This window comes from Pseudoalteromonas sp. McH1-42 (genome assembly GCF_022347845.1).
GTDB classification, from domain to species: Bacteria; Pseudomonadota; Gammaproteobacteria; order Enterobacterales; family Alteromonadaceae; genus Pseudoalteromonas; species Pseudoalteromonas rubra_D.
Map to the genome: position 1 here is coordinate 82,406 of NZ_JAKRFU010000014.1, position 21,631 is coordinate 104,036.

23 protein-coding genes are annotated in these 21,631 nt (G+C 47.0%); 12 read left to right on the forward strand and 11 right to left on the reverse strand.

Going from position 1 to position 21,631, the window contains the following annotated elements; genetic code table 11:
- Positions 1-20: 20 nt before the first annotated feature.
- The gene (asnA, locus tag MHN31_RS14240) at positions 21-1,016 is read right to left on the reverse strand and encodes an aspartate--ammonia ligase (RefSeq protein WP_125559070.1); all 996 of its coding nucleotides are present in this window, start codon (positions 1,014-1,016) and stop codon (positions 21-23) included.
- Between the two features lie 179 nt (positions 1,017-1,195).
- Between asnA and asnC the strand changes: the two genes are divergently transcribed.
- Genes asnC through recG form a run of 3 tightly spaced genes read left to right on the forward strand, consistent with a single transcriptional unit; the run spans position 1,196 to position 4,492 of the window.
- Positions 1,196-1,654: a transcriptional regulator AsnC gene (gene asnC / locus MHN31_RS14245; protein ID WP_239444549.1), complete on the forward strand. Its 459-nt coding sequence runs from the start codon at positions 1,196-1,198 to the stop codon at positions 1,652-1,654.
- Between the two features lie 52 nt (positions 1,655-1,706).
- Positions 1,707-2,405, forward strand: a complete 699-nt coding sequence (trmH, locus tag MHN31_RS14250) for a tRNA (guanosine(18)-2'-O)-methyltransferase TrmH (protein ID WP_239444567.1) — start codon at positions 1,707-1,709, stop codon at positions 2,403-2,405.
- 2 nt (positions 2,406-2,407) lie between these two features.
- Complete coding sequence (gene recG / locus MHN31_RS14255) at positions 2,408-4,492, forward strand: ATP-dependent DNA helicase RecG (RefSeq protein ID WP_239444550.1); 2,085 nt, start codon at positions 2,408-2,410, stop codon at positions 4,490-4,492.
- A 17-nt stretch (positions 4,493-4,509) separates the two neighbouring features.
- Here recG and MHN31_RS14260 read toward each other — a convergent pair whose 3' ends face one another.
- Positions 4,510-4,905 carry a VOC family protein gene (locus tag MHN31_RS14260; RefSeq protein ID WP_125559067.1) on the reverse strand — a complete coding sequence of 132 codons (396 nt, stop codon included), beginning with the start codon at positions 4,903-4,905 and terminating at the stop codon, positions 4,510-4,512.
- Between the two features lie 13 nt (positions 4,906-4,918).
- Between MHN31_RS14260 and MHN31_RS14265 the strand changes: the two genes are divergently transcribed.
- Positions 4,919-5,194 carry a ribbon-helix-helix domain-containing protein gene (locus tag MHN31_RS14265; protein ID WP_125559065.1) on the forward strand — a complete coding sequence of 92 codons (276 nt, stop codon included), beginning with the start codon at positions 4,919-4,921 and terminating at the stop codon, positions 5,192-5,194.
- Between the two features lie 134 nt (positions 5,195-5,328).
- Positions 5,329-6,012: a hypothetical protein gene (locus tag MHN31_RS14270; RefSeq protein WP_194868361.1), complete on the forward strand. Its 684-nt coding sequence runs from the start codon at positions 5,329-5,331 to the stop codon at positions 6,010-6,012.
- Between the two features lie 92 nt (positions 6,013-6,104).
- Here MHN31_RS14270 and galU read toward each other — a convergent pair whose 3' ends face one another.
- The 6 genes from galU to rplU all read right to left on the reverse strand — a co-directional run bounded on the left by galU (position 6,105) and on the right by rplU (position 10,153).
- Complete coding sequence (gene galU / locus MHN31_RS14275) at positions 6,105-6,980, reverse strand: UTP--glucose-1-phosphate uridylyltransferase GalU (RefSeq protein ID WP_125559063.1); 876 nt, start codon at positions 6,978-6,980, stop codon at positions 6,105-6,107.
- Between the two features lie 209 nt (positions 6,981-7,189).
- The gene (locus MHN31_RS14280; protein WP_010383515.1) at positions 7,190-7,564 is read right to left on the reverse strand and encodes a DUF3718 domain-containing protein; all 375 of its coding nucleotides are present in this window, start codon (positions 7,562-7,564) and stop codon (positions 7,190-7,192) included.
- A 77-nt stretch (positions 7,565-7,641) separates the two neighbouring features.
- Positions 7,642-8,133 (reverse strand): type 3 dihydrofolate reductase, encoded by a 492-nt coding sequence (gene folA, locus MHN31_RS14285; protein ID WP_230090587.1) that lies wholly within the window; start codon positions 8,131-8,133, stop codon positions 7,642-7,644.
- A gap of 90 nt (positions 8,134-8,223) precedes the next feature.
- Positions 8,224-9,372 carry an Obg family GTPase CgtA gene (gene cgtA, locus MHN31_RS14290; protein ID WP_239444551.1) on the reverse strand — a complete coding sequence of 383 codons (1,149 nt, stop codon included), beginning with the start codon at positions 9,370-9,372 and terminating at the stop codon, positions 8,224-8,226.
- Positions 9,373-9,566: 194 nt separating this feature from the next.
- Positions 9,567-9,824, reverse strand: coding sequence for a 50S ribosomal protein L27 (gene rpmA, locus MHN31_RS14295; protein WP_010383519.1), 258 nt, complete (start codon positions 9,822-9,824; stop codon positions 9,567-9,569).
- Positions 9,825-9,841: 17 nt separating this feature from the next.
- A complete protein-coding gene (rplU, locus tag MHN31_RS14300; RefSeq protein ID WP_010383520.1) occupies positions 9,842-10,153 on the reverse strand; it encodes a 50S ribosomal protein L21 in 312 nt (103 codons plus the stop codon).
- Positions 10,154-10,511: 358 nt separating this feature from the next.
- Between rplU and ispB the strand changes: the two genes are divergently transcribed.
- The gene (gene ispB / locus MHN31_RS14305; protein ID WP_125559061.1) at positions 10,512-11,483 is read left to right on the forward strand and encodes an octaprenyl diphosphate synthase; all 972 of its coding nucleotides are present in this window, start codon (positions 10,512-10,514) and stop codon (positions 11,481-11,483) included.
- Between the two features lie 54 nt (positions 11,484-11,537).
- Here the strand turns inward: ispB and MHN31_RS14310 are convergent, their stop codons facing one another.
- Together MHN31_RS14310 and mutY are read right to left on the reverse strand one after the other, a co-directional pair.
- Positions 11,538-11,810: an oxidative damage protection protein gene (locus MHN31_RS14310; protein WP_125559059.1), complete on the reverse strand. Its 273-nt coding sequence runs from the start codon at positions 11,808-11,810 to the stop codon at positions 11,538-11,540.
- Positions 11,811-11,844: 34 nt separating this feature from the next.
- On the reverse strand, positions 11,845-12,903 hold the full coding sequence (mutY, locus tag MHN31_RS14315; RefSeq protein ID WP_239444552.1) for an A/G-specific adenine glycosylase: 1,059 nt from the start codon (positions 12,901-12,903) through the stop codon (positions 11,845-11,847).
- Between the two features lie 130 nt (positions 12,904-13,033).
- On the opposite strand from mutY, the gene trmB reads away from it, so the two are divergent.
- The 5 genes from trmB to arcA all read left to right on the forward strand — a co-directional run bounded on the left by trmB (position 13,034) and on the right by arcA (position 18,007).
- A complete protein-coding gene (trmB, locus tag MHN31_RS14320; protein WP_049864640.1) occupies positions 13,034-13,759 on the forward strand; it encodes a tRNA (guanosine(46)-N7)-methyltransferase TrmB in 726 nt (241 codons plus the stop codon).
- Between the two features lie 49 nt (positions 13,760-13,808).
- Positions 13,809-14,846, forward strand: coding sequence for a methyltransferase (locus MHN31_RS14325; protein ID WP_239444553.1), 1,038 nt, complete (start codon positions 13,809-13,811; stop codon positions 14,844-14,846).
- A gap of 187 nt (positions 14,847-15,033) precedes the next feature.
- On the forward strand, positions 15,034-16,656 hold the full coding sequence (locus MHN31_RS14330; protein WP_125559053.1) for a HAMP domain-containing sensor histidine kinase: 1,623 nt from the start codon (positions 15,034-15,036) through the stop codon (positions 16,654-16,656).
- A gap of 5 nt (positions 16,657-16,661) precedes the next feature.
- Entirely contained in the window at positions 16,662-17,180 is a 519-nt protein-coding gene (locus tag MHN31_RS14335; protein WP_125559189.1) for a YfiR family protein, read from the forward strand.
- A 107-nt stretch (positions 17,181-17,287) separates the two neighbouring features.
- Positions 17,288-18,007, forward strand: coding sequence for a two-component system response regulator ArcA (gene arcA / locus MHN31_RS14340; RefSeq protein ID WP_010383531.1), 720 nt, complete (start codon positions 17,288-17,290; stop codon positions 18,005-18,007).
- 7 nt (positions 18,008-18,014) lie between these two features.
- Here the strand turns inward: arcA and arcB are convergent, their stop codons facing one another.
- Positions 18,015-20,342, reverse strand: a complete 2,328-nt coding sequence (arcB, locus tag MHN31_RS14345) for an aerobic respiration two-component sensor histidine kinase ArcB (RefSeq protein WP_239444554.1) — start codon at positions 20,340-20,342, stop codon at positions 18,015-18,017.
- 271 nt (positions 20,343-20,613) lie between these two features.
- On the opposite strand from arcB, the gene folE2 reads away from it, so the two are divergent.
- Positions 20,614-21,534: a GTP cyclohydrolase FolE2 gene (gene folE2, locus MHN31_RS14350; protein WP_239444555.1), complete on the forward strand. Its 921-nt coding sequence runs from the start codon at positions 20,614-20,616 to the stop codon at positions 21,532-21,534.
- Positions 21,535-21,631 lie beyond the last annotated feature (97 nt).

The window sequence follows — 21,631 nt, forward strand, 5'->3', positions numbered from 1 at the left end:
ACTGTGTGTCGCCGTCGCCTCTAAAGTAACCCAGAAACTTCAGTTTTAACATGCTCAGGCCACACACCAACCTGGACCTGACCGATATGTTGCTTTTGTAATAACAACATCACCAAACGAGACTGACCAATACCACCCCCTATGGTTTGTGGCAATGCACCTGCCAGCAGGCTCTGGTGCCAGTCCTGCTCTAACCTTTGCTCATCCTGCGTCAGACTCAATTGGCGTTGCAAGCTGTCCGGACATACCCGGATCCCCATAGAGGAAATTTCAAAGGCATCTTCGAGCACCGGGTTCCAGACCAGAATATCACCGTTCAACCCCTGATACTGCTCACACGTTGGCGTTGACCAGTCGTCGTAATCCGGTGCTCTGACATCATGGATTTTGCCATCTCCCAGTTCACCGCCGATACCAATCAGAAACACAGCGCCGTACTCCTGCGCAATCGCTTTTTCTCTTTGCTTAGCACTAAAGTCTGGATACATAAGGCGCAGCGCCTCACTGTGTACAAATGTGATTTGCTCCGGTAAAAACGGCGTCAGCCCATATTCAGAAGCCAGTTGCTGTTCAGTTTCACGAATAGCGCCATATAATGTACGAACTGTGTCTTTGAGCTTATCTAAAGAGCGTTCAGACTGTGCACAGATCACCTGCTCCCAGTCCCACTGATCAACATACACGGAGTGTATTGGGGATAGTTTGTCTTCATCCGGGCGCAACGCCTTCATATGTGTATACAACCCCTGCCCTGCGCCAAAGCCATAGTCACCAAGCGTTTTACGCTTCCACTTCGCCAGTGAGTGAACCACTTCATAATCGCTGTCGCTGAGCGTTTTAACTTTAACCTTCACCGCTTTTTCGGTGCCGCTGAGGTTGTCCTGAATACCATCTCCTACCTTTGCCAGGATAGGCGCCTGTACTTCGATCAGGCCTAACTTGTCAGTCAGTTGTTGTGAAAAAAGTGCTTTCGCACGCGCTATTTGTTGTTGTGTTTGCAGATACTGTTGCAACATATCGGTTTCCTCATTCCCAATGGTGTTGAATAACGGTGCAGGCTTGCTGCGTTAAATCTATCCTCAACAAAAATGAGTAAAGATTCAATAGTCCACAACAAAAACACCTTTACACTATTTTTTTCATCAAAAATTAGCTTTAATAATTATTGAATCAATAATTAGCGTGCGAAATATCCATGGAAAATTATCAAATCGATAATCTCGACCGTTCTATCCTTCATGCCTTAATGGACAATGCCAGAACCCCCTACGCCGAATTGGCCAAGCGCTTTGCCGTCAGCGCGGGAACCATTCATGTGCGGGTCGAGAAAATGAAGCAAGGCGGTATTATAGTCGGCACACGGGTCAGCATAGATGCCAAGCAGTTGGGTTATGATGTCTGTTGTTTTATCGGCGTAAACCTCAAACATGCGCGGGATTACCCGGCTACCATTGAGCAGCTGGAAGGCTTTGAAGAAGTCGTTGAAGCCTATTACACCACAGGCAACTACAGCATTTTTATCAAAGTCATGGCACGTTCTATTGACCATCTGCAGGACGTGCTGATCAATAAGATCCAGACAATCGAGGCCATTCAGTCAACCGAGACCCTGATCTCCCTGCAGGCACCAATAATGCGCGAAGTAATGCCTTAGCGGGGTGCTTTTTGTTATAATCGCCGCAATTTTGTAGTTAAGAGCTGTAATGATGGAAGAAAACCGTTTTCAGCGCGTGAAGCGCATTTTGGATCAACGCCAGACTGATTTAACTGTGTGCCTGGATGAAGTCCACAAGCACCATAATCTGTCGGCCATAGTGCGTACAGCCGATGCGGTCGGCTGCCATCATGTTCATGCGGTATGGCCGCAGGAGCAAAGACGCCTGACCAATAACACCTCAGGTGGCAGTAAAAACTGGGTAGAAACCCATATGCACGATGACATCGATCAGGCCGTTGCCACTATCCGTACACAAAATCCTGGGATCCAGCTGCTGGCCACCAATCTGAGTGATACAGCCGTGGATTTTCGTGAGATTGATTATACTAAGCCAACGGCCGTTATTGTGGGACAGGAGCGTCTGGGGATCTCAGACAGAGCGCTCGAACACGCCGATCAACACATCGTGATCCCAATGGCTGGTATGGTACAGTCATTAAATGTTTCGGTGGCTGCTGCATTGATCTTATATGAAGCACAGCGTCAGCGCGAAGCCGCAGGGCTATACCAGCGTGACGATATGCTCGACCCGGCGATTAAACACAAACTCTTGTTCGAAGGCTGTCACCCTATCATTGCCAATCGCTGTGTCGAAAAAGGCCTGCCCTACCCGGCTCTGGATGAGGTGGGTGAAATCGTGGCCGATGATACTTTCTGGAACACACTGAAATTCAGTCAAAAAGGATAATTATGTCTCTTCCCAATTTAGCCCAGTACGCCATAACCGATCTCAAGGGAGTCGGCCCAAAGGCCGCAGAGCGGCTGGCCAAATTGGGGATCCGCAGTGTTCAGGATATGCTCTTTCATCTGCCACTGCGTTATGAAGACAGAGCCAGAACCTATCGCATCGCGGAATTGATGCCACATACCCATGTCAGTGTTGAAGGCGAAATCGAGCAGGCCAACATCACTTTCGGCAAACGCCGTATGCTGGTATGCCAAATCAACGATGGAACAGGCCGTATTACCCTGCGCTTTTTCAACTTCAGCGCCGCGCAGAAAAACACCATGCAGAGCGGCAAAATCATGCGCTGCTTTGGCGAAGTGCGCCGTGGCCGGGTCGGTCTGGAAATGGCTCACCCTGAATACAGTATTCGCGACGAGCTCAGTGAAACACCGCAAGGCGCGGATACACTCACGCCGGTTTATCCGACCACTGAAGGGCTAAAGCAACTAAGCATTCGAGCCATTGCCGAGCAAGCTATCGCATTGCTGCAAAAATACGATATTGAAGATCACCTGCCCGCTCAGTTCAGACCCAATCAGCTGAGCTTGAAAGAAGCCTTACTCACACTCCATCAGCCGCCTCAGGATGTGGCACTGGATCAGCTTGAACTCGGTCAGCACCCAGCGCAACAGCGGCTGGCGTTTGAAGAATTGCTGGCGCAAAACCTTAGCCTGCTGCAACTCAGACAGCAAGGTCAGGCCGTCAAGGCGGTATCGCTGCCGCCGAATAATATGTTAGAAACAGAGTTTCTGGCCCAGCTGCCCTTTAAACCCACTTCAGCACAAAGTCGAGTAGTGGCTGAAATTAAAGGGGATCTGCAAAACCCTTTTCCAATGATGCGACTGGTACAGGGTGACGTAGGCTCAGGTAAAACCCTGGTTGCAGCACTGAGCGCACTCACGGCCATTGCCAAAGGCTATCAGGTCGCTCTGATGGCCCCCACAGAGATTTTATCAGAGCAGCATAATATCAACTTTCAGAACTGGTTTGCCGCACTGGGCATAGAAGTGGTGTGGCTGGCAGGCAAGACCAAAGGCAAAGAGCGCGAGCGCGTGCTGGAACGCATCAGCTCAGGCCAGGCGCAAATGGTGGTTGGCACACATGCACTGTTTCAGGAGCAAGTACAGTTTAGTAATCTGGCCCTGATCATAATTGATGAACAACACCGTTTTGGTGTTCACCAGCGCCTGTCGTTACGCGAAAAGGGCAAGTTTAACGACTGCTACCCGCACCAGCTGGTCATGACGGCAACACCCATCCCACGCACGCTGGCGATGACTGCCTATGCCGATCTGGAAACCTCAGTGATCGATGAGCTTCCACCCGGGCGCACACCAATCACAACCGTCGCCGTCCCGGATACTCGCCGCGATGAGGTGATTGAGCGTGTTCGGCGTGCCTGTATCGAACAGCAGCGCCAGGTGTACTGGGTATGTACTTTGATTGATGAGTCCGAAGCTTTACAATGCCAGGCGGCAGAAGATACCGCAGAACAACTCACCAAAGCGCTGCCCGAGCTCAATATCGCACTGGTTCATGGCCGTATGAAGGCACAAGAAAAGCAGCAGATCATGCAAGACTTTAAGCAGGCAAAAAGCCATGTGCTGGTTGCAACCACTGTGATAGAAGTCGGGGTAGATGTCCCCAATGCAAGCCTGATCATTATAGAAAATCCAGAGCGGCTTGGATTGGCACAACTGCATCAGTTACGAGGCCGGGTTGGCCGGGGAGACATCGCTTCGCATTGTTTGTTGCTTTATCATGCACCTTTGTCAGCAACAGCGCAAAAGCGCCTGGGCGTGCTGCGTGACAGTAATGATGGCTTTGTGATTGCCGAGCGGGATCTGGAGATCCGCGGGCCCGGAGAAGTCCTGGGCACTCGTCAGACGGGGCTGGCTGAGCTTAAAATAGCCGACTTAAGCCGGGACAAAGTGCTGCTACCACAAGTTCGCAGTCTGGCTTTTACCATACTCCAACAACACCCACAAGCCGTTGAGCCACTGGTCCAGCGCTGGTTGCCTGACCGCAGTGAGTTTGCTATGGCTTAGTCATAACTAAGCCAGAATTACCTAAACGTCTCAGAACGTTCAATGACTTCAATCTGATAGCCATCGGGATCGGCAATAAAGAAAAAGCGTGCCACCAGAGTATCGCCATTATAAAACGACTTCATCTCCTTAGGCTGGTAACCTAGCACCTCTGCCTTTGCATGCACAGGTGCTAAGTCATCAACGACAACTGCTATATGACCATAGCCATTCCCCAACTCATATGGCTGCTGCGTATCATGATTCCAGGTCAACTCCAGTTCAAACTCAGCTTCTTCATTCCCGAGATAAACCAGACTAAAGTGCTCAAACTCAATACGCCTGCGCTCGCCGAGCGCCAGTACATCATGATAAAATGCCAGAGATTTTTGCAGATCCATTACCCGAACCATGCTGTGAATGAGTTTTGCCATCAAGGAGTCCTCTATGTGTGAATTGTATGCCGCGGCCGATCCCGCCAGCTATGAAGTGATACGCCGCTCAATGCGGATTCAGGGGGCAGTAACTAGCCTGGCACTAGAGCGTCGGATCTGGGATCTGTTACAGGAGATCGCCTCCAAAGAACAGCTCAGTGTGGCTGAATTCGTTTCCACCCTCTATCAGGAAGTACTGATGCGTCAGGGGGAAGTAAAAAACCTTGCTTCTCTGTTGCGTATCACCTGTTTAACCTACTTATCCGATCTTACGTCTGATCGCCGCTAAAGGGGTAGTATCTGGTTACTACATTGACATTAGACTTTTGCTTATTAGCAAAAGCCGATACACTGATCTCGATTCATTCTTAGTAATCCTTTGAATTGTGTGAACTATTTAGGCACAAGGTATAGCGCAATCATATGAAATCTCATTTAGGCCGACGCGCATTTTCCAACATGGAGCTGTACACCCTGTTTAACGGCTACATTTATGGTGACGAAAAACAAAAGCGTGAGCAGCCAAAGCATTGGCACTTCTGGCTACCTGTGCTGGCATATTATACCGGGGCCTACAGTGACGAAATTGGCAACCTGACGCTCTCTGATATCAGTAAACAAGAGCAGGTTCGTGGCTTTACGTTTCATACACACGGTAAATTACAGGCCCGGTTTGTACCGATCCACCCAGCCCTGTGGCATGCCGGATTACAAGATTATCTGCACTTTGTAGAACAACAAGGCCAGACCCGGCTAATGTTTGATTTGCCAGCCAAGTCGGGGCGCTTCAGTGAGAAAGTCAGGATCTGGTTTTCCGGAGAGGGCGAGCGTCTTGGCTATTTGCAAAAGTGCGGTCTGCCCAATGTGGATCAGCAAGGCATGAAAACTGCTATCAGTAGCCTGAGATTAAACTTTGAGCAGCAGATACACATCTCCGCCATTCAGCAGGGCAACAAAGCCGCTATGTTCTATCTACTGGGGCTGAAACAGGATGGCCAGATCCTCACTCAACCCAAAGCGCATCAGCTCAAACAAGTGCTTACGCAAGTCAGAGTCATTAACCCCAACATTCACTGGCAACGCTTTACAGAGCGTCATGGCCAATAACCTGGCAAGCTCTGTGCGCTCAACCTGTACCAGGTGCTAAACACACAAAAAACCCGACATTGAGTCGGGCTTTCGTATTATGGCGGACGAGGTTACAGTGCCTTTACGAACTCACTGAAATCTTCGCCCAGTTTTTCATCACGCATTGCGTACTGAACGATAGCTTTCAGATAACCCAGCTTATCGCCGCAGTCATGAGCCCGGCCACTCATGTGGAATGCTTCAACGGTTTCACTTTCCATAAGCATATCAATTGCATCAGTTAGCTGGATCTCGCCTCCGGCTCCCAATGGCGTACGCTCAAGCAAAGGCCAGATATTACGTGATAATACATAGCGACCCACAACGGCAAGGTTGGAAGGCGCTTTATCAACAGGCGGCTTCTCGACCATGTGATTGATTGGTGCACTTTCGCCAGGCTTTAGCTCAACGCCCTGGATGTCTGCAATACCGTACTTGTTGACGTCTTGTTGAGGAACCGGCTCAAGCATAATTTGACTTAGCTTAGTGTCTAAGAAACGTTTAACCATAGCCGCCAGGTTCTCATTACTTTGATCTGCCGTATACTCATCCAGGATCACATCAGGTAAGACAACCACGAAATCGTCATCACCAACAATAGGCTTTGCGCACAAGACCGCATGACCAAGCCCTTTTGCTTCGCCCTGCCTAACATGCATGATAGTAACGCCTTCAGGACAAATTGAACGAACCTCTTCCAGCAGAGTACGCTTAACCCGCATTTCCAGTGTTGCTTCCAGTTCAAAACTGGTATCAAAGTGGTTCTCAATCGCATTCTTTGACGAATGGGTCACCAAGACGATTTCGGAAATGCCCGCAGCTGCGCACTCTTTCACTATATATTGAATAAGAGGTTTATCGACTAAAGGCAACATTTCCTTGGGGATAGCCTTCGTCATAGGCAACATCCGCGTACCAAGTCCAGCTACAGGAATTACAGCTTTCATAGTTCATCCATTATTACATAAAATGGCGGAAGAATTTCTCACCATAAGAATAGTTGTGTGACAGAGTATTCTAATCGAATCCGCTGGCAGTGCAAGTTTAATAATATCCCTTTTATAGCTGTGGAAATAAAAAATGCCCGCTCACTATAAAAGTGTCGGGCAATTTCTAAATACTTTAATGTTTTCAGACGCTAAGTCCGATAGAGTTCTTACAGACCAGCACGCTTTTTAATAGCTGCGATCAAGGCTGAACCACCATGGCCGTTGCTCTCAGCCCAGGCGATGTCAGCGCCATCAGATAATGCACTTTTAGGTAAGCTTTTAACGATAAACTCGCCCGCATCCACCGCGTTATTAGCGATTGCATGGCGCAGCATGTTATTACCATTACACTGAACTGAATCGTACACGTTACGGATTTTAACCCGTGAGCTCTTTAGCGTGCTGCGGATACGTCTTTTATCGTCAGCCGCAATATATTCACACAAAGACACTGCTAACTGATCGTTTGCTTTGCTCGCAAAACTTACGGTTAATGCCGAAACGCCAAGACTCACACCAATAACTAAAGGAATTACTTTCATCACCAATCACCTAGTACTTTTTTCGTAAGAACAAACGCTCAATATTGTATCAACCAATACAATTGTTAGCAACAAAGTTATATTCCTTTATTTAGAGTTACGAACTTATAACTATACAAATTTTTCTCATCTGCTTCATATGTTTCGCTTGCAATTTCTTGCCACTCACCGGCCTGAGAGTGGTCAGGAAAGCGCGTGTCGCCAGAAACATCCAAGTCGATGTATGTTAAATAAAGCCGATTACTTAAGGGTAGAAACTGTTCATAAATATTTCCACCTCCAATGATCATAACTTCCTCACACCCGTCAACTAAAGCCAACGCATCTTGTGGTGATGAAACTACCTCAATGCCCTCAGCACGGTAATTTTGGTTTCGACTGATCACAATATTTCGTCTGCCAGGAAGAGGACGACCAATAGATTCGAATGTTTTGCGCCCCATAACCACAGGTTTATTCAAGGTGACGGCTTTAAAATGTTTCAAGTCGGCCGGTAAATGCCAGGGCATAGCGTTATCATCGCCGATGATACGTCCGTTTGCCATCGCTGCAATCATTGATATTATCACAATACACTCCACTCATACTTTTATACTAAAAAAGGGCCAGAGGCCCTTTTTGTATCAACCCGCTTAGTGAGACGCTAAGACGGATCGCGCTTATCTTTCGTAGACGACTTCTACGTCGTAATCATCTTCGTCCCAGTCATCCCAGTCATCATCGTTATCCTGAGTTGCCTGACGGTGATAGGTATCCCATTTGAACTCGACTTCTTCCTGCTCTTGCTCTTCGAACTTATCGCGTGGCATGCTATCCAGCAGGCCTTGAATGTCGTAGCACAACTGCTGTGTATTAAACTTATTGGCAGCAGAGATACGATACACCTGTTCAGCATCCAGCTCTTCGGCAATACGCTGACAAACCTCTTCTAACTCATCCTCTGCTAGCAGGTCTATTTTATTCAACACCAACCAACGCGGCTTATTGGCAAGTTTTGGGCTGTACTGATGCAGCTCATTGATGATTGCGAACGCATTATCCACTGGGTCTGTGCCATCAACTGGCATGACATCGACAACGTGCAGCAATACACGGCAACGCTCCAGGTGCTTCAGGAAGCGGATCCCCAGGCCTGCACCATCTGATGCGCCTTCAATCAAACCCGGAATGTCGGCAATCACAAAGGATTTGTTCGCTTCAGGACATACTACACCCAAATTTGGCACCAAAGTCGTGAATGGATAATCAGCCACTTTAGGCTTAGCAGCCGATACACTGCGAATAAAGGTTGATTTACCTGCATTTGGCAAGCCTAGCAACCCAACATCGGCTAGCAACATCAGCTCCAGCTTCAGGTTTCGCACTTCGCCAGGCGTGCCCAGTGTTTTCTGTCTTGGCGCACGGTTTGTGCTCGATTTAAAGCGCGTGTTACCTAAACCATGATAACCGCCTTTAGCGACCAGTAGTTTTTGTCCATGCTTAGTCAAGTCACCCAGACACTCCTGCGTATCAACATCAGTTACACGCGTCCCTTCCGGTACTTTCAGGATTAAGTCGGTGCCCTTTTTACCCGTCATATTACGGCCATGACCATTGGTACCTCGCTCGGCACGGTGGAACCGCTCAAACTGATAATCAATCAGGGTATTGAGGTTTTCGTCTGCTTCAAGATAAACGCTACCTCCGTCTCCGCCGTCGCCCCCATCCGGGCCACCGTCGGGTACAAATTTTTCGCGGCGAAATGAAACGACACCGCTTCCACCGTCTCCGGCTTCCGCGCGGATCTCTACTTCATCGACAAACTTCATGGTTACTCTCTTACTGGTTGTTCAGCACCTGCTATTATAGCAAGTTCATAGCGGCTTGATCAGCATGGGCAAATGCCTAACTACCGGTCTGTGGCGCGTATTTGACAGGAATAAGGTTAGAGCAAAATTCAGGCTCTGCTCTATAAAAACAAAAAACCCCGCCTAAGCGGGGTTTTTCAGTATTCTTTTACCGATTACTCAGCAATGATGCTAACGTATTTACGGTTTAAAGGACCTTTCTGCTCAAAAACAACTTTACCGTCTGCTTTTGCGAAGATTGTGTGGTCTTTACCGATACCTGCGTTAGTACCAGCGTGGAACTTAGTACCACGTTGACGAACAATGATGTTACCCGCTAGTACAGATTCACCACCGAAACGCTTAACACCTAAGCGTTTACTTTCTGAATCGCGACCGTTACGAGTACTACCAGCTGCCTTCTTATGTGCCATCTTTCTGTACCTCTAAATTAAGCGCTAATGCCAGTGATTTTAACTTCAGTGAACCACTGACGGTGGCCCATCTGCTTACGAGAATGCTTACGACGTCTAAATTTAACGATCTTAATTTTCTCGCCACGACCGTGAGATACAACTTCAGCTGTAATCTTACCACCGTTTACGAACGGCGCACCGATCTCGATTTTTTCACCATCAGCTACAAGAAGTACTGAATCAAATTCAATTGATGCACCAGTCTCAACGTCTAGTTTCTCTAGACGAATTGTTTGACCTTCAGTCACACGGTGCTGTTTACCACCACTTTGGAAAACCGCGTACATAATTAACTCCGTCTGTGCGCCCTCAAATCGACGCAACTTAATATTCTTCAATAGGGCGCGAAGTTTACGCTAATGTGCTACTTCGCGCAAGCCCTAGATCGCAAATAAATGAATAAAAAATAGCTAACTTGAGGGCGTAATAATATTTTCATTTATTCTAACGAATAGGTGTGATAAGCCAAGCTCTTTTTTGCTTTTTCAACATCGGAGTTCTGATCAGAAACAACCGATAAGTGCAAAAAACATACAAAAGCACTGATTTTTTAACCTCTCTTACGGCAAGTTATCGAGTCACGGTGAATTTTAATGTACACTTGCGGCTCGAACATCCCTGAATGAGGCTTTAGCTCGGAGCGTTATGGATATCAAAGCGATCCAGAGATTGATTGAGCAAGACATGCTTGCCGTTAATCGACTTATCAGCGACCAAATGCAATCTGACGTCGCATTGGTTAATCAACTTGGCTTATATATAGTCAATAGTGGTGGCAAACGGATCCGCCCTATGCTGGCACTTTTGGTGGCCAAAGCATTAGGGTATCAGGGCGATAAGCACATTACACTGGCGACCATCATTGAATTTATCCACACCGCAACTTTGTTGCATGATGATGTGGTTGACGAGTCTGCCCTGCGCCGTGGTGAACCAACTGCCAACGCTGAATTTGGTAATGCCGCAAGTGTTTTGGTTGGTGACTTTATATACACGCGTTCTTTTCAGTTGATGGTCGGGCTGGAAAATATGGAAGTGATGCAGATCCTCGCAGATGCAACCAACGTGATTGCTGAAGGTGAAGTGCTGCAGCTGATGAACTGCAATGACCCAGACACGACTGAACAAAGCTACATGCAGGTGATTTACAGCAAAACAGCCAAATTATTCGAAGCGGCAACTATGCTACCGGCTGTTGTGTTAGATCAATCAGCAGCGACCAAAGAAGCACTTAAATTATATGGCATGCACTTAGGCACTGCTTTTCAGCTCGTAGACGATGTCCTCGATTACAGCGCCAATGCTGAGCAGCTTGGTAAAAATATCGGTGATGATTTAGCCGAAGGCAAACCAACCCTGCCGTTAATTTATGCGATGCGCCACGGCAGTGAAGCGCAAGTTGCACAGATCCGCGATGCCATTGCCAATGGCAACGGGCTTGATAACCTGACGGAGATTCTGGCCACGCTTGAGCAGACAGAGGCGCTGGAGCATACCATGGAACGTGCGCGAAAAGAGTCACAAAAAGCCATTGAACAACTCAGTGTACTAGCTGAGTCAGAACACAAAGCCGCGCTAATTTCATTGGCGAAACTAGCCGTTGAGCGCAGCTACTAAGACAATCGCCAGACATTAAAAAGGCTGCTCATGCAGCCTTTTTAATCGAGTAGATTATGCGTCTTTTGGACGGTAACCTTCGATTTCAACCTCTTTACCTTCAAACAAAAAACCCACCATTTGTTCTTCCAGCTGTTGACGATGTTCAGGATCCATCATATTTAAGTGCTTTTCGTTGATCAGCATAGTCTGCTTGTGCTGCCACTGTTGCCACGCTTCTTTACTAATGTTATTGAAGATGCGTTCGCCAACCTCTCCCGGATAAAGTTGAAAATCTAACCCTGGAGCTTCTTTTTGTAACTTTTGACAAAATACGGTACGTGCCATCTCTTTACCCTTTATACATTCGTTGTAACTAAGTTTACCCCATTGCCTTTAAGACTTTAACCAACTTTTTAGTTGGTGCTGCTAAACCCACCTCAGCAGGCTGCGCCAGCTCATACCACAAGAGTGGATTATCGTGAACACAATCCGGCGTCACATCTAATGAGACCACCACAGGCGTGATGGTCAGTTCAAAGTGCGTAAATATATGCACAAATGGCGACAGCGTTTGCTGGCTACCCGATAACCCTTGTTGCGCCAAAAAAGTTTCCAGTTCAGTTAGTTCACTAAACTCAAAAAAACCAAACAAGCCACCCCAAATGCCGCTGCTTGGCCGCTTCTCCATGAGTACTTTATCATCAGCTCGCACTATCAGATGATAAGCCGCTTTCTTTGGCTTGGCTTTTTTCGGCTTAGAGTTAGGAAACTCTTTCACTCTGCCCTGATGATGTGCCTGACAACGACTGACTAACGGACAAGCCTCACAGTCAAAGTTGCTGCGGCTACACAGACTCGCCCCTAAATCCATCATCGCCTGATTATATTCTGAAACACGATCTTTAGGTGTTAGTGCATCGGTCAGTGCCCATAAATGATTTTCGACCTTTTTGACGCCATACCAACCTTCTACCATGAAAAAACGTGCCAGTACCCGTTTCACATTGCCATCCAGAATGGGATGCGCCTGACCCAAAGACAAAGAGAGTACAGCCCCAGCTGTGGAGCGGCCAATTCCCGGTAAGGCCATCACGGCTTCTAAAGTTTGCGGGAACTGACCCTGATATTCATCGCGTACAATTTTGGCGGTTTTATGTAAGTTACGCGCGCGTGCGTAATACCCAAGCCCCGTCCAGTGATGAAGCACTTCATCCTCCGGCGCATCGGCCAGGTCAATGATAGTTGGAAAGCGCGCCATAAAACGCTCAAAATACGGGATCACGGTCACAACTTGAGTTTGCTGTAACATCACCTCAGATACCCAGACCTTATATGGGGTTTTTTCAAGCTGCCAGGGTAAGGTTTTACGCCCATGTAACTGATACCAGTCGACGACCTGTTTGGCAAACCATTGGGCCTGCTCATTATTTACTGTCATTGCTAGACTCTGCTTTTACTTGCTAATACACGCGCCAGTGTATGAAGCTTTTTTCAAAGGTCAAGCTCTTGTACTTGGCGCTGTGAATAGCGATAATGTGCGCCCATTTTTTACACCGAAGATGAAGACCATGAACGAATCGAGTAAAACCGCTCTGGAACAAGCCGAACAGGAAGGCAAATACATTCGCAAAGTACGCAGCTTTGTAAAACGCGAAGGCCGCCTGACCAAAGGGCAAGCTGCCGCCATTGAAAAATGTTGGGCAACGATGGGCCTGGAGCACGCTCAGGGTCGCCTGGACTTTACCGAGGTGTTTGGTAACGACAATGATGTTGTGGTTGAGATTGGCTTTGGTATGGGCAAATCGCTGGTCGAAATGGCGAAAAATTCCCCTGACCAAAATTTTATTGGCATTGAAGTACACCGCCCGGGTGTTGGCGCCTGTCTGATGGAAGCGGATGAACAAGGTGTCACTAACTTACGCGTATTCGAACATGATGCAGTCGAAGTACTGGCTGATTGCATCCCGGACGCCAGCCTGGCGAAACTCCAGCTATTCTTCCCGGACCCTTGGCATAAAAAACGCCACCATAAGCGTCGTATCGTTCAGGCTGAGTTTGTCGAGAAACTGCGCACTAAGCTGCGTATTGGTGGTGTTTTCCACATGGCAACTGACTGGGAAAACTATGCAGAGCACATGCTCGAAGTGATGCAGGCAGCGCCTGGGTTTGCAAACCAATCTGACAACAATGATTATGTACCACGCCCGGATTTCCGCCCACTGACTAAGTTTGAGCAGCGCGGTCATCGTCTCGGCCATGGCGTTTGGGATCTGATGTTCGAACGTACAGCCTGATCTGTTACAGCTTTTCGGGGCAACCAGCCCCGCTTTTTCTGGATCTCAGATGCAAAAATTAACCAACCCCAGTTTATTACTGCTGCGCAATGAAGAAGAACTGACAGGCCAGCAAATCTTGGTGATCAATCACCAGCGCGACGGCTTTTTGTCAGAACTAAAGCAATTGAATCCGCAGGCAAATATCAGCGCATTCAGTTATGACTTTGCCGATCATCAGGCTGCCGATAAGGTCGCTAATATCACCAGCTATGTGTCACATAGCCTGCCTAAACTCAACGATATTGACCTGGTCATTTATTACTACCCGAAATCAAAACCAGAAGCACAGATGATGTTCGACAATATTCGTGCCTTGTGCTCTGAGCAAACTCGTTTACTGGTAGTTGGAGAAAATAAAGGCGGCGTTAAATCTGCAGAAAAACAACTGCAGGACAAATGTGCAGCGCATTACAAACTGGACAGCGCTAAACATTGTATTTTATATGAGTTTGCCCAGCTACAATCCCTGGCGCAATTTGACATTGCCAGCTATCAGCAGACATTTAGCATAAATGTTGCCGGGCAGCAGTTTGATGCAGTCAGCGTTCCAGGCGTGTTTAATCATGGTAAACTCGACATCGGTACTAAGTTACTGCTAGAGCATCTTGATTTGCCCACTAAGGGCAACATGCTCGACTTTGGGTGTGGTGCCGGGATCATCGCTACTTTTGTGCTTAACCAGTCACCCAAAGTACGCTTCAGCTGCCTGGATGTAAATGCGCTGGCTCTCTATGCCTGTGAACAAACTTTACGCTTAAATGGTCATGAGGCTGAATTGGTACTCAGTGATGGTCTCAGACAATTGAAAGGCCGCTTTGATGCCATTATCAGCAACCCCCCCTTTCACACCGGTATTAAAACTGACTATGACATTGCAGAAGGGTTTATCAAAGGTGTGACTGAACACATGGGTAAAGGGTCACAGCTTCACATTGTTGCAAATAGCTTTCTGAAGTACCCACCACTGATTGAAGCATGCTTTGGTCAATGCGATACCCTGATCAAAAATACCAAATTTGCCGTCTATCGGGCCCGCATAAATTGAGTGTCGGTCAGTTCATCCTTGCTGTGAACTGGCCTTATTTGTCTTGTTATACCTGCCGTCTTCGGCTGCTAAACCTCTGCTAGTCAGCAAAGTGCTGAATCGTTTCGTAAAATGTGAGCTTTTTTGTGTTCTATACTGCTAAACTAAAGTGAGTGAATAGCAGGCAAGCGGGATTTGTGGTCTCCCAATGGGTAAATACGCAACCAAAACAAGTATAAGAAAAGTGCTGATCAGTGCCGTCATGCTAGTAACGGCGCTGTCTTTGTCCCTGTCTATCTCAATTTCAACCTATCTCGACGTTAAAAAGCAAAAACAGCTGATCATCAATAAGCTGGAAATGATCGCCGAGATCATTGCATTTAACGCTCAGGTAACGCTGATTTTTGACGACAGAAAAACGGAAGAAAAGCGTCTCAAATCATTTGATAAAGTCGACCTGGTGAAAAACATTCACATCTATGCAATTGATGATGTCACCAATCGGCCGGTCTTTTTCACCAGCTACAATGCCAGTAAAACACCGCCCGTACCGCTCAAGGTCAATCAAATTGAGGAGCTTCGAATACCGAAGATTTCTGAAGATTATATCGAGCTGATCTTGCCTGTTGAGTATGAAGGCAATATAGAGGGCTACGTATATCTGCGTGGTGGGCTCGAGCACCTGGCCGAATACATCAACCGAAAGATACTGGTAGATATCGCTTTAACGCTGTTTGTACTGGTGCTAGTGATGTTTGTTGCACGAGGGATCCAAAAACGAATTGCCAGCCCGATAGAGTCGCTATCTGTATTATTGCAGGATGTTTCAAAGAACCATAACTACGCCACCCGAGCGGAAAAAAGCGACATAGAGGAAATCAATATCCTCGCCAACAACCTCAATATCATGCTAACCCGGACACAAAATCAGCTTGAGCGCCATCAGGCAGATAAGCTGGAAATTAAACAGCTCAACCAAAGCCTGGAAGAAAAAGTCAATCAACGAACCATCGCGCTCAGGGAAGCAAACCAGGAGCTGCTTAATACACTGGAACGTATGCACCAGTATCAGAATCAGATAGTTGAAAATGAAAAGATGGCGTCACTGGGCCAGATGGTTGCGGGCGTAGCCCACGAGGTTAATACACCTATTGGTCTGGGTGTCACCGGTTCGACATTATTACGCGATAAACTCAGTGACATTGAAGTGGCTTTCCAGCAAAAAACGCTCACATCAAAACAACTGGAACGATTTATCAAAGAAGGGATCGAAAACCTGGATCTCATTTATCGTAACCTCAATCGGGCCGCAGATCTGATCTCCAGCTTTAAGAAAGTCGCGGTCAGTCAGGACATAGAGATCAATTCAGACGTCAATATCACTAAACTACTCAATGCAGTAATGGGCGCAATGCGCACCGAACTGGAGCTTAAAGCCCCTCAAATTCACCTAGATTGCCCTGAAGAGCTCACCATCAGAAGTAAGTCTGGGTTGCTGCAGCAAGTGTTCGAGCAATTGTTCTCAAACTCGCTATTGCATGGGTTTACCAGCAATGAAAATAACGAAATTGCTATAAAAGTGAACAAAGAAGACCAGCAATTAACGATTGTATACAGTGACAATGGTATTGGCGTGCCAAATGCCATCAAAAAGCGCATATTTGACCCATTTGTTACCACGCGCCGAGGAGAAGGTGGTAGTGGACTGGGCATGCATTTAGTCTATAACCTGGTCACTCAGGCGCTGGGTGGAAGTATCACATTAAAAGAAGACTATAAATCGGGTACTCAATTTGTGATCAGCTTGCCTCTGAAAGGAGGTACACAGTGAGATTTATGTACCTATTTATTTTTTGCTGTCTTTCACTTTTTTCTACGTTTAGTTTTGCGAAATCGCCGGAAGAAATCCGCTCGGCCTTTTTATATCAAATGGCAAAGTTCATTGATTTTCCTGAGCAAAAGAATAAGAAAACGACTCGATTTTGTTTTTATGACATAAAAAACGGACCAGGTGCTGTTTTATATAGTAACCGTACCTTAAAAATACGTTTAAAGCCGATTGAAATAATAGAAGTGAAAAAGTCTGAGTCTTTGCGGGAACTTTCCCAAAGATGTGATATCACATACATTGATGAAACATTGGAAGATGATATACTGTCCGCTTGGACCGATACAATGGCCCTAAGTATGGTAACTGTGGGCGAAAGTATCGAATTTTTGGAAGGGGGTGGGATTGCGTCCTTGGTCCAGGAAGGGAGTAAGATAAGACTGTATATAAACAAGCAAGAAGTCACCCAGCACAACTTTAAAGTGCTTTCCCGGTTGCTTGCCGTCTCCAAGTTTTATCCTAACTGATTTTACTTGTTAACAATTGAATATACTCCTATAATCGTTAACATTCGGTTTTATTATATAACGCCGATGATTTTGTAAATACAATATTCCGAAAAGGTTAATTAATAATGCAAACGCCAGTCATTCTAATTGTTGAGGATGAAGACGTAACTCGACTGAACCTCGTTAGTTTATTTGAAGCCGAAGGTTATAAGGTAATTGAAGCCATTGATGGCGATGATATGCATGAAAAATTGACGTCAAATGACGACGTCAACTGTGTGATCATGGATATTAACCTGCCTGGTAAAAATGGCCTTATCCTGGCTCGTGAGTTACGCCAGAAGAAAAACATCGGTCTTATTTTCTTGACCGGTCGTGACAACGATGTCGACCGTATTCTTGGTCTGGAGATCGGTGCCGACGACTATGTCACTAAGCCTTTCAACCCACGTGAACTTACAATCCGTGTGCGCAACCTGATCACTCGTACCGGCTCAAGCCCGGAGGAGTCTAGTATTGACAGCAATGGCGTCATTACATTTAACGGTTGGGAACTGGATGAGAATAGCCGCTGCCTGACTTCACCAACTGGTGAAGCGAAACGTTTGCCGAAGGGCGAATATCGTGCACTGCGTCTGATGTTGGACTCACCAGGTCGTATCTTCAGTCGTGAGCAGCTGATCAAGCACATGACAGGTCGTGAATTGCGTGCCAACGACAGAACGGTAGACGTCACCATTCGTCGTATCCGTAAGCACTTTGAAACCGACAACAACACGCCTGAACTGATCAGCACCATTCATGGTGAAGGCTACCGCTTCATCGGTAAGATCGATAGCCAATAAGTTTGCGTTACGAGTTTTCAGCGAGCTTTGCAATTAATGAGTGAAGGGCAGATTGCCCTTCTCTTATTTTCACCTCTAGTTCATCTAACCAATCCGCACGTTGCTCTTTGTCTACCTGAGCACCTTCCAGCTCCATCGTTTTAGCATGCAATTGCACATTCTGCAGACCAACAGAGCCCGCGGCGCCTTTTAGTTTATGTGCCACAGACACATAGGTCTCGGTATCCTCATTTTGATTAGCCTCATCCAGCTCTTTGTGATAAGTCGGATTAAGGCGAGCAAATAAGTCACAGCTGCGCTTAAAGGGCTCTATACCCATAGATGATACAAAGTCAGTGATTGTTTCCACATCCAGCAACGCTTGCTCTTGCTCGCTCAATTGCAACGGCTCAGACTGAGGCGAAGCTTGTTTGTCTTTGCTTGCCTCTATCCCAAACAGCTCCGCAAGCATCTTATCCAGCTTTGTGGTGTTGATAGGTTTTGCCAGTGCGCCCTGAATATCAATTCCTTGCAGCTCTTGCTCTGCGCTACGCACATTAGCCGTCAGTGCTACGATAGGTAACTCATCAAAGTGGCTATCGGCACGGATCTGCCGCGCAATTTCATCACCATTGATGTCTGGTAACTGCATATCAAGTAGGATCAGATCCAACTCATCCTCAGTTTCAACCATCGACAAGGCATCTTCCCCGGTTTCTGCCCAGACGACCTCATGTCCACGTTGTTCCAGCAAGTTAGTGGCAATTTCAGCATTCAGTGGCACATCTTCTACCAACAAAATGTAAAGGCTACGGCCCGCATAGCTTTGCTCATTTGGCGCTGAGCAGAGCTCCAAAGGTAGCTCCACATCAAAGCGACTGCCTTCCCCCTGCATGCTGCTGACGTGAATTTTACCTTTCATGGCATGCACCAGCGCTTTTGTCACCGCCAGGCCAATCCCTGAACCAATGGCATTATTACCACTGGCATCGGGTGCTTTGTAATACATGTCGAAAATGCGATCTTGTTGATCAGAAGGGATCCCCACACCTGTATCGATGACACTGATCGACAACCAGGGGCCATCAGCACGGTTTTCGCGACGACACTCCAGAGTAACGCCACCTCGGTGAGTAAACTTCACAGCATTGTTGATCAGGTTCCACAACACCTGACGCAAACGAGTTGGATCTAACAGCGCATAGATATCCAACATACCTGAACGCTTGATATTGAACTCAAGGGCTTTTTGTTCCGCTATCAGGCCTGCAAAGTTGACAACATCATTGATAAAGTCCGACACATTAATGCTGTCTGTGGCAATATCCAGCTGCTCTCTGTCTATCTTATCCAAATCGATAATGTCATTGAAGATATTACCTAAAGTTTCAGCACTGGAGAAAACGGTATTGCACCAGCTTTTTTGTTGTTTTGTCAGTTCAGTGTCCAATAACATGCGTGTCAGACCGACAATGCCGTTGAGCGGTGTGCGTAATTCGTGACTCAACGTGGCAATAAATTTCCCTTTATCTTTATAGGCCGTTTCCAGTGCCTGCTCCGCTTCTTTACGACTGGTAATATCACGACCGAACGCCAGCAGCCCGATATATTCCCCATCATCATTAATGAAGGGCAGTTTACGCATCTCAAACCAGCAGTTTTCATTGGCGACCGGGTATTCTACGTCAACATTAATCGATTGCTGGGTCTCAATCACTTGTTCATCAGTTTGCAGTACCCTCGGAACATCCTGTTCACCAAACACTTCCTGTACCGTGTGGCCGATCAGTTGTTCGCTAGTTTTGCCAATGACTTGTTCAAACTTCTTGTTGCAACCCGCAAATACGCCCCGCTCATCACGGTAATAGAATAAGTCAGGAGAGGAATCGACGATACTACGCAGTAACATACTCTGCTGAGCCAGCTCTTGCTCAGCTTTGCGCCGCTCCGAGATTTCTTTACGCAATTCTGCGATTGCCCGGTGCTTTGCATGCAGCGCCATTTTCCGCTCGTCAATTTCGTTATTGAGCCGGTTAATGTTGTCTTTGAGTGTCTGGTTGAGCAGTTTTTCTTGTTGTGTGGCGGATTCAAGATACTCTTTCGACGCATCCAGCTGACGCATTGCATAGATAGCAACAGAAAGCAGTAATGGAGAGGTTAATGCGGCAAATAACACCACCGACAGCACATTGACCAGTGTGACTTCACCGAGCGCCACGTAGTAAAACATACACGCTAAAACCAGAGACACAACCAGTACGAAAGCATAGGCCACAACCCCAGCCCAGCGGTCTCCGTAGTTTTTAATCAAATTCGATAAAATTCGGGCCCAGGTCCCAAATGAAGAGTCAAGCATAATAAAATCACCTAGTTAACCCCTACATTATACCTGACCAAAACACAGAAGCGAGTGACCAAAGGTCGCAGGCGACATTGCACAAACTAAAATAACCTCTGTAGCGCCCGTATTCAGTGCCTTTTGTGGATGTGTAGAAAGTCGACATCAGCGTACGAAATTTTGCACACTTGGGCGATTTTTTTACCAGAATTTTTCTTGCGGGCTCGGCAAGTTGTGACATTTTGGTGTAACATGCCCAACCCTGATAGTCGTGATTAAGAGAGTTCAAATGCCAACTTCAATGCCTGACATTGCACATTCTGCAGACGCCTTACAAGAAGGCAAGCTAGACTGGGTCGGAATGGGAAATATCGAGCTACCTTTACTGTTATCAAGTAAAGGCTTGAATGATACGCCCGTAACAGCCAAAGCGGATGCGTTTGTCAGCCTGGACAGGGAGGATGCGAAAGGTATCCATATGTCACGGTTATTTTTGGCACTCGACTCGCTGTCCTGTGAACAGACACTGACACCCGCGACGATTCGCTCAGTACTGGATAGCTTTATTACCAGTCATGAAGGGCTGAGCCACAGCGCCAAAGTGACGTTTCACTTCGAACTACCGCTGCGCCGTGCCTCCTTATTAAGTGGTAAGCAAGGCTGGAAAAACTATCCTGTTGTGATCACTGCTAACCTGGCAAACGGCCAGTTTAATCTGGAATTAGCCGTTGATGTTACTTACTCATCAACTTGCCCTTGCTCTGCAGCCCTTGCCCGTCAGCTGATCCAAAATGCCTTTGAAGAAAAGTTTACCGATCAGCCACTTGATCATGCCAGTGTTCATGCCTGGTTAGGCACCACTGAAGGCATCCTGGCAACACCGCACTCACAACGCTCTGTAACGAATATCAAGGTCAAACTGGATGAGCATTGTCAGGAGTTTGACATCTTGGGTCTGGTAAACATGGTAGAAGATGAACTAAAAACGCCTGTACAGGCAGCGGTTAAACGTGAAGATGAGCAAGAGTTTGCCCGCCTTAACGGTCAGAACCTGATGTTCTGTGAAGACGCCGCCAGAAAACTCAAAGCCTTGTTTGAAGCTGAAAACTACCCAGACTACTATATAAAGATAAACCACTACGAATCTTTGCATGCACACGATGCCGTTGCATATGCAGTAAAAGGCCTGAAAGACGGCTACCGCGCTTGATCCAGTCAAGCACTGTGCTTTCCTTATCCGCTCGGCCATCCCAAACCGCCGAGCGTTTTTAATTCTTCAGCATTCAGAAAAATCACTTTAGGCACAC

What these genes read in the sequence shown, in the direction of transcription:
- MHN31_RS14325 (WP_239444553.1), top strand. Translation starts at nt 13,809, where the DNA reads ATGCAAAAATTAACCAACCCCAGTTTATTACTGCTGCGCAATGAAGAA.
- cgtA (WP_239444551.1), bottom strand. Translation starts at nt 9,372, where the DNA reads ATGAAGTTTGTCGATGAAGTAGAGATCCGCGCGGAAGCCGGAGACGGT.
- MHN31_RS14310 (WP_125559059.1), bottom strand. Translation starts at nt 11,810, where the DNA reads ATGGCACGTACCGTATTTTGTCAAAAGTTACAAAAAGAAGCTCCAGGG.
- galU (WP_125559063.1), bottom strand. Translation starts at nt 6,980, where the DNA reads ATGAAAGCTGTAATTCCTGTAGCTGGACTTGGTACGCGGATGTTGCCT.
- MHN31_RS14260 (WP_125559067.1), bottom strand. Translation starts at nt 4,905, where the DNA reads ATGGCAAAACTCATTCACAGCATGGTTCGGGTAATGGATCTGCAAAAA.
- arcB (WP_239444554.1), bottom strand. Translation starts at nt 20,342, where the DNA reads ATGCTTGACTCTTCATTTGGGACCTGGGCCCGAATTTTATCGAATTTG.
- ispB (WP_125559061.1), top strand. Translation starts at nt 10,512, where the DNA reads ATGGATATCAAAGCGATCCAGAGATTGATTGAGCAAGACATGCTTGCC.
- rplU (WP_010383520.1), bottom strand. Translation starts at nt 10,153, where the DNA reads ATGTACGCGGTTTTCCAAAGTGGTGGTAAACAGCACCGTGTGACTGAA.
- asnC (WP_239444549.1), top strand. Translation starts at nt 1,196, where the DNA reads ATGGAAAATTATCAAATCGATAATCTCGACCGTTCTATCCTTCATGCC.
- mutY (WP_239444552.1), bottom strand. Translation starts at nt 12,903, where the DNA reads ATGACAGTAAATAATGAGCAGGCCCAATGGTTTGCCAAACAGGTCGTC.
- MHN31_RS14280 (WP_010383515.1), bottom strand. Translation starts at nt 7,564, where the DNA reads ATGAAAGTAATTCCTTTAGTTATTGGTGTGAGTCTTGGCGTTTCGGCA.
- trmB (WP_049864640.1), top strand. Translation starts at nt 13,034, where the DNA reads ATGAACGAATCGAGTAAAACCGCTCTGGAACAAGCCGAACAGGAAGGC.
- MHN31_RS14335 (WP_125559189.1), top strand. Translation starts at nt 16,662, where the DNA reads ATGTACCTATTTATTTTTTGCTGTCTTTCACTTTTTTCTACGTTTAGT.
- MHN31_RS14270 (WP_194868361.1), top strand. Translation starts at nt 5,329, where the DNA reads ATGAAATCTCATTTAGGCCGACGCGCATTTTCCAACATGGAGCTGTAC.
- recG (WP_239444550.1), top strand. Translation starts at nt 2,408, where the DNA reads ATGTCTCTTCCCAATTTAGCCCAGTACGCCATAACCGATCTCAAGGGA.
- rpmA (WP_010383519.1), bottom strand. Translation starts at nt 9,824, where the DNA reads ATGGCACATAAGAAGGCAGCTGGTAGTACTCGTAACGGTCGCGATTCA.
- MHN31_RS14265 (WP_125559065.1), top strand. Translation starts at nt 4,919, where the DNA reads ATGTGTGAATTGTATGCCGCGGCCGATCCCGCCAGCTATGAAGTGATA.
- arcA (WP_010383531.1), top strand. Translation starts at nt 17,288, where the DNA reads ATGCAAACGCCAGTCATTCTAATTGTTGAGGATGAAGACGTAACTCGA.
- MHN31_RS14330 (WP_125559053.1), top strand. Translation starts at nt 15,034, where the DNA reads ATGGGTAAATACGCAACCAAAACAAGTATAAGAAAAGTGCTGATCAGT.
- asnA (WP_125559070.1), bottom strand. Translation starts at nt 1,016, where the DNA reads ATGTTGCAACAGTATCTGCAAACACAACAACAAATAGCGCGTGCGAAA.
- folE2 (WP_239444555.1), top strand. Translation starts at nt 20,614, where the DNA reads ATGCCAACTTCAATGCCTGACATTGCACATTCTGCAGACGCCTTACAA.
- trmH (WP_239444567.1), top strand. Translation starts at nt 1,707, where the DNA reads ATGGAAGAAAACCGTTTTCAGCGCGTGAAGCGCATTTTGGATCAACGC.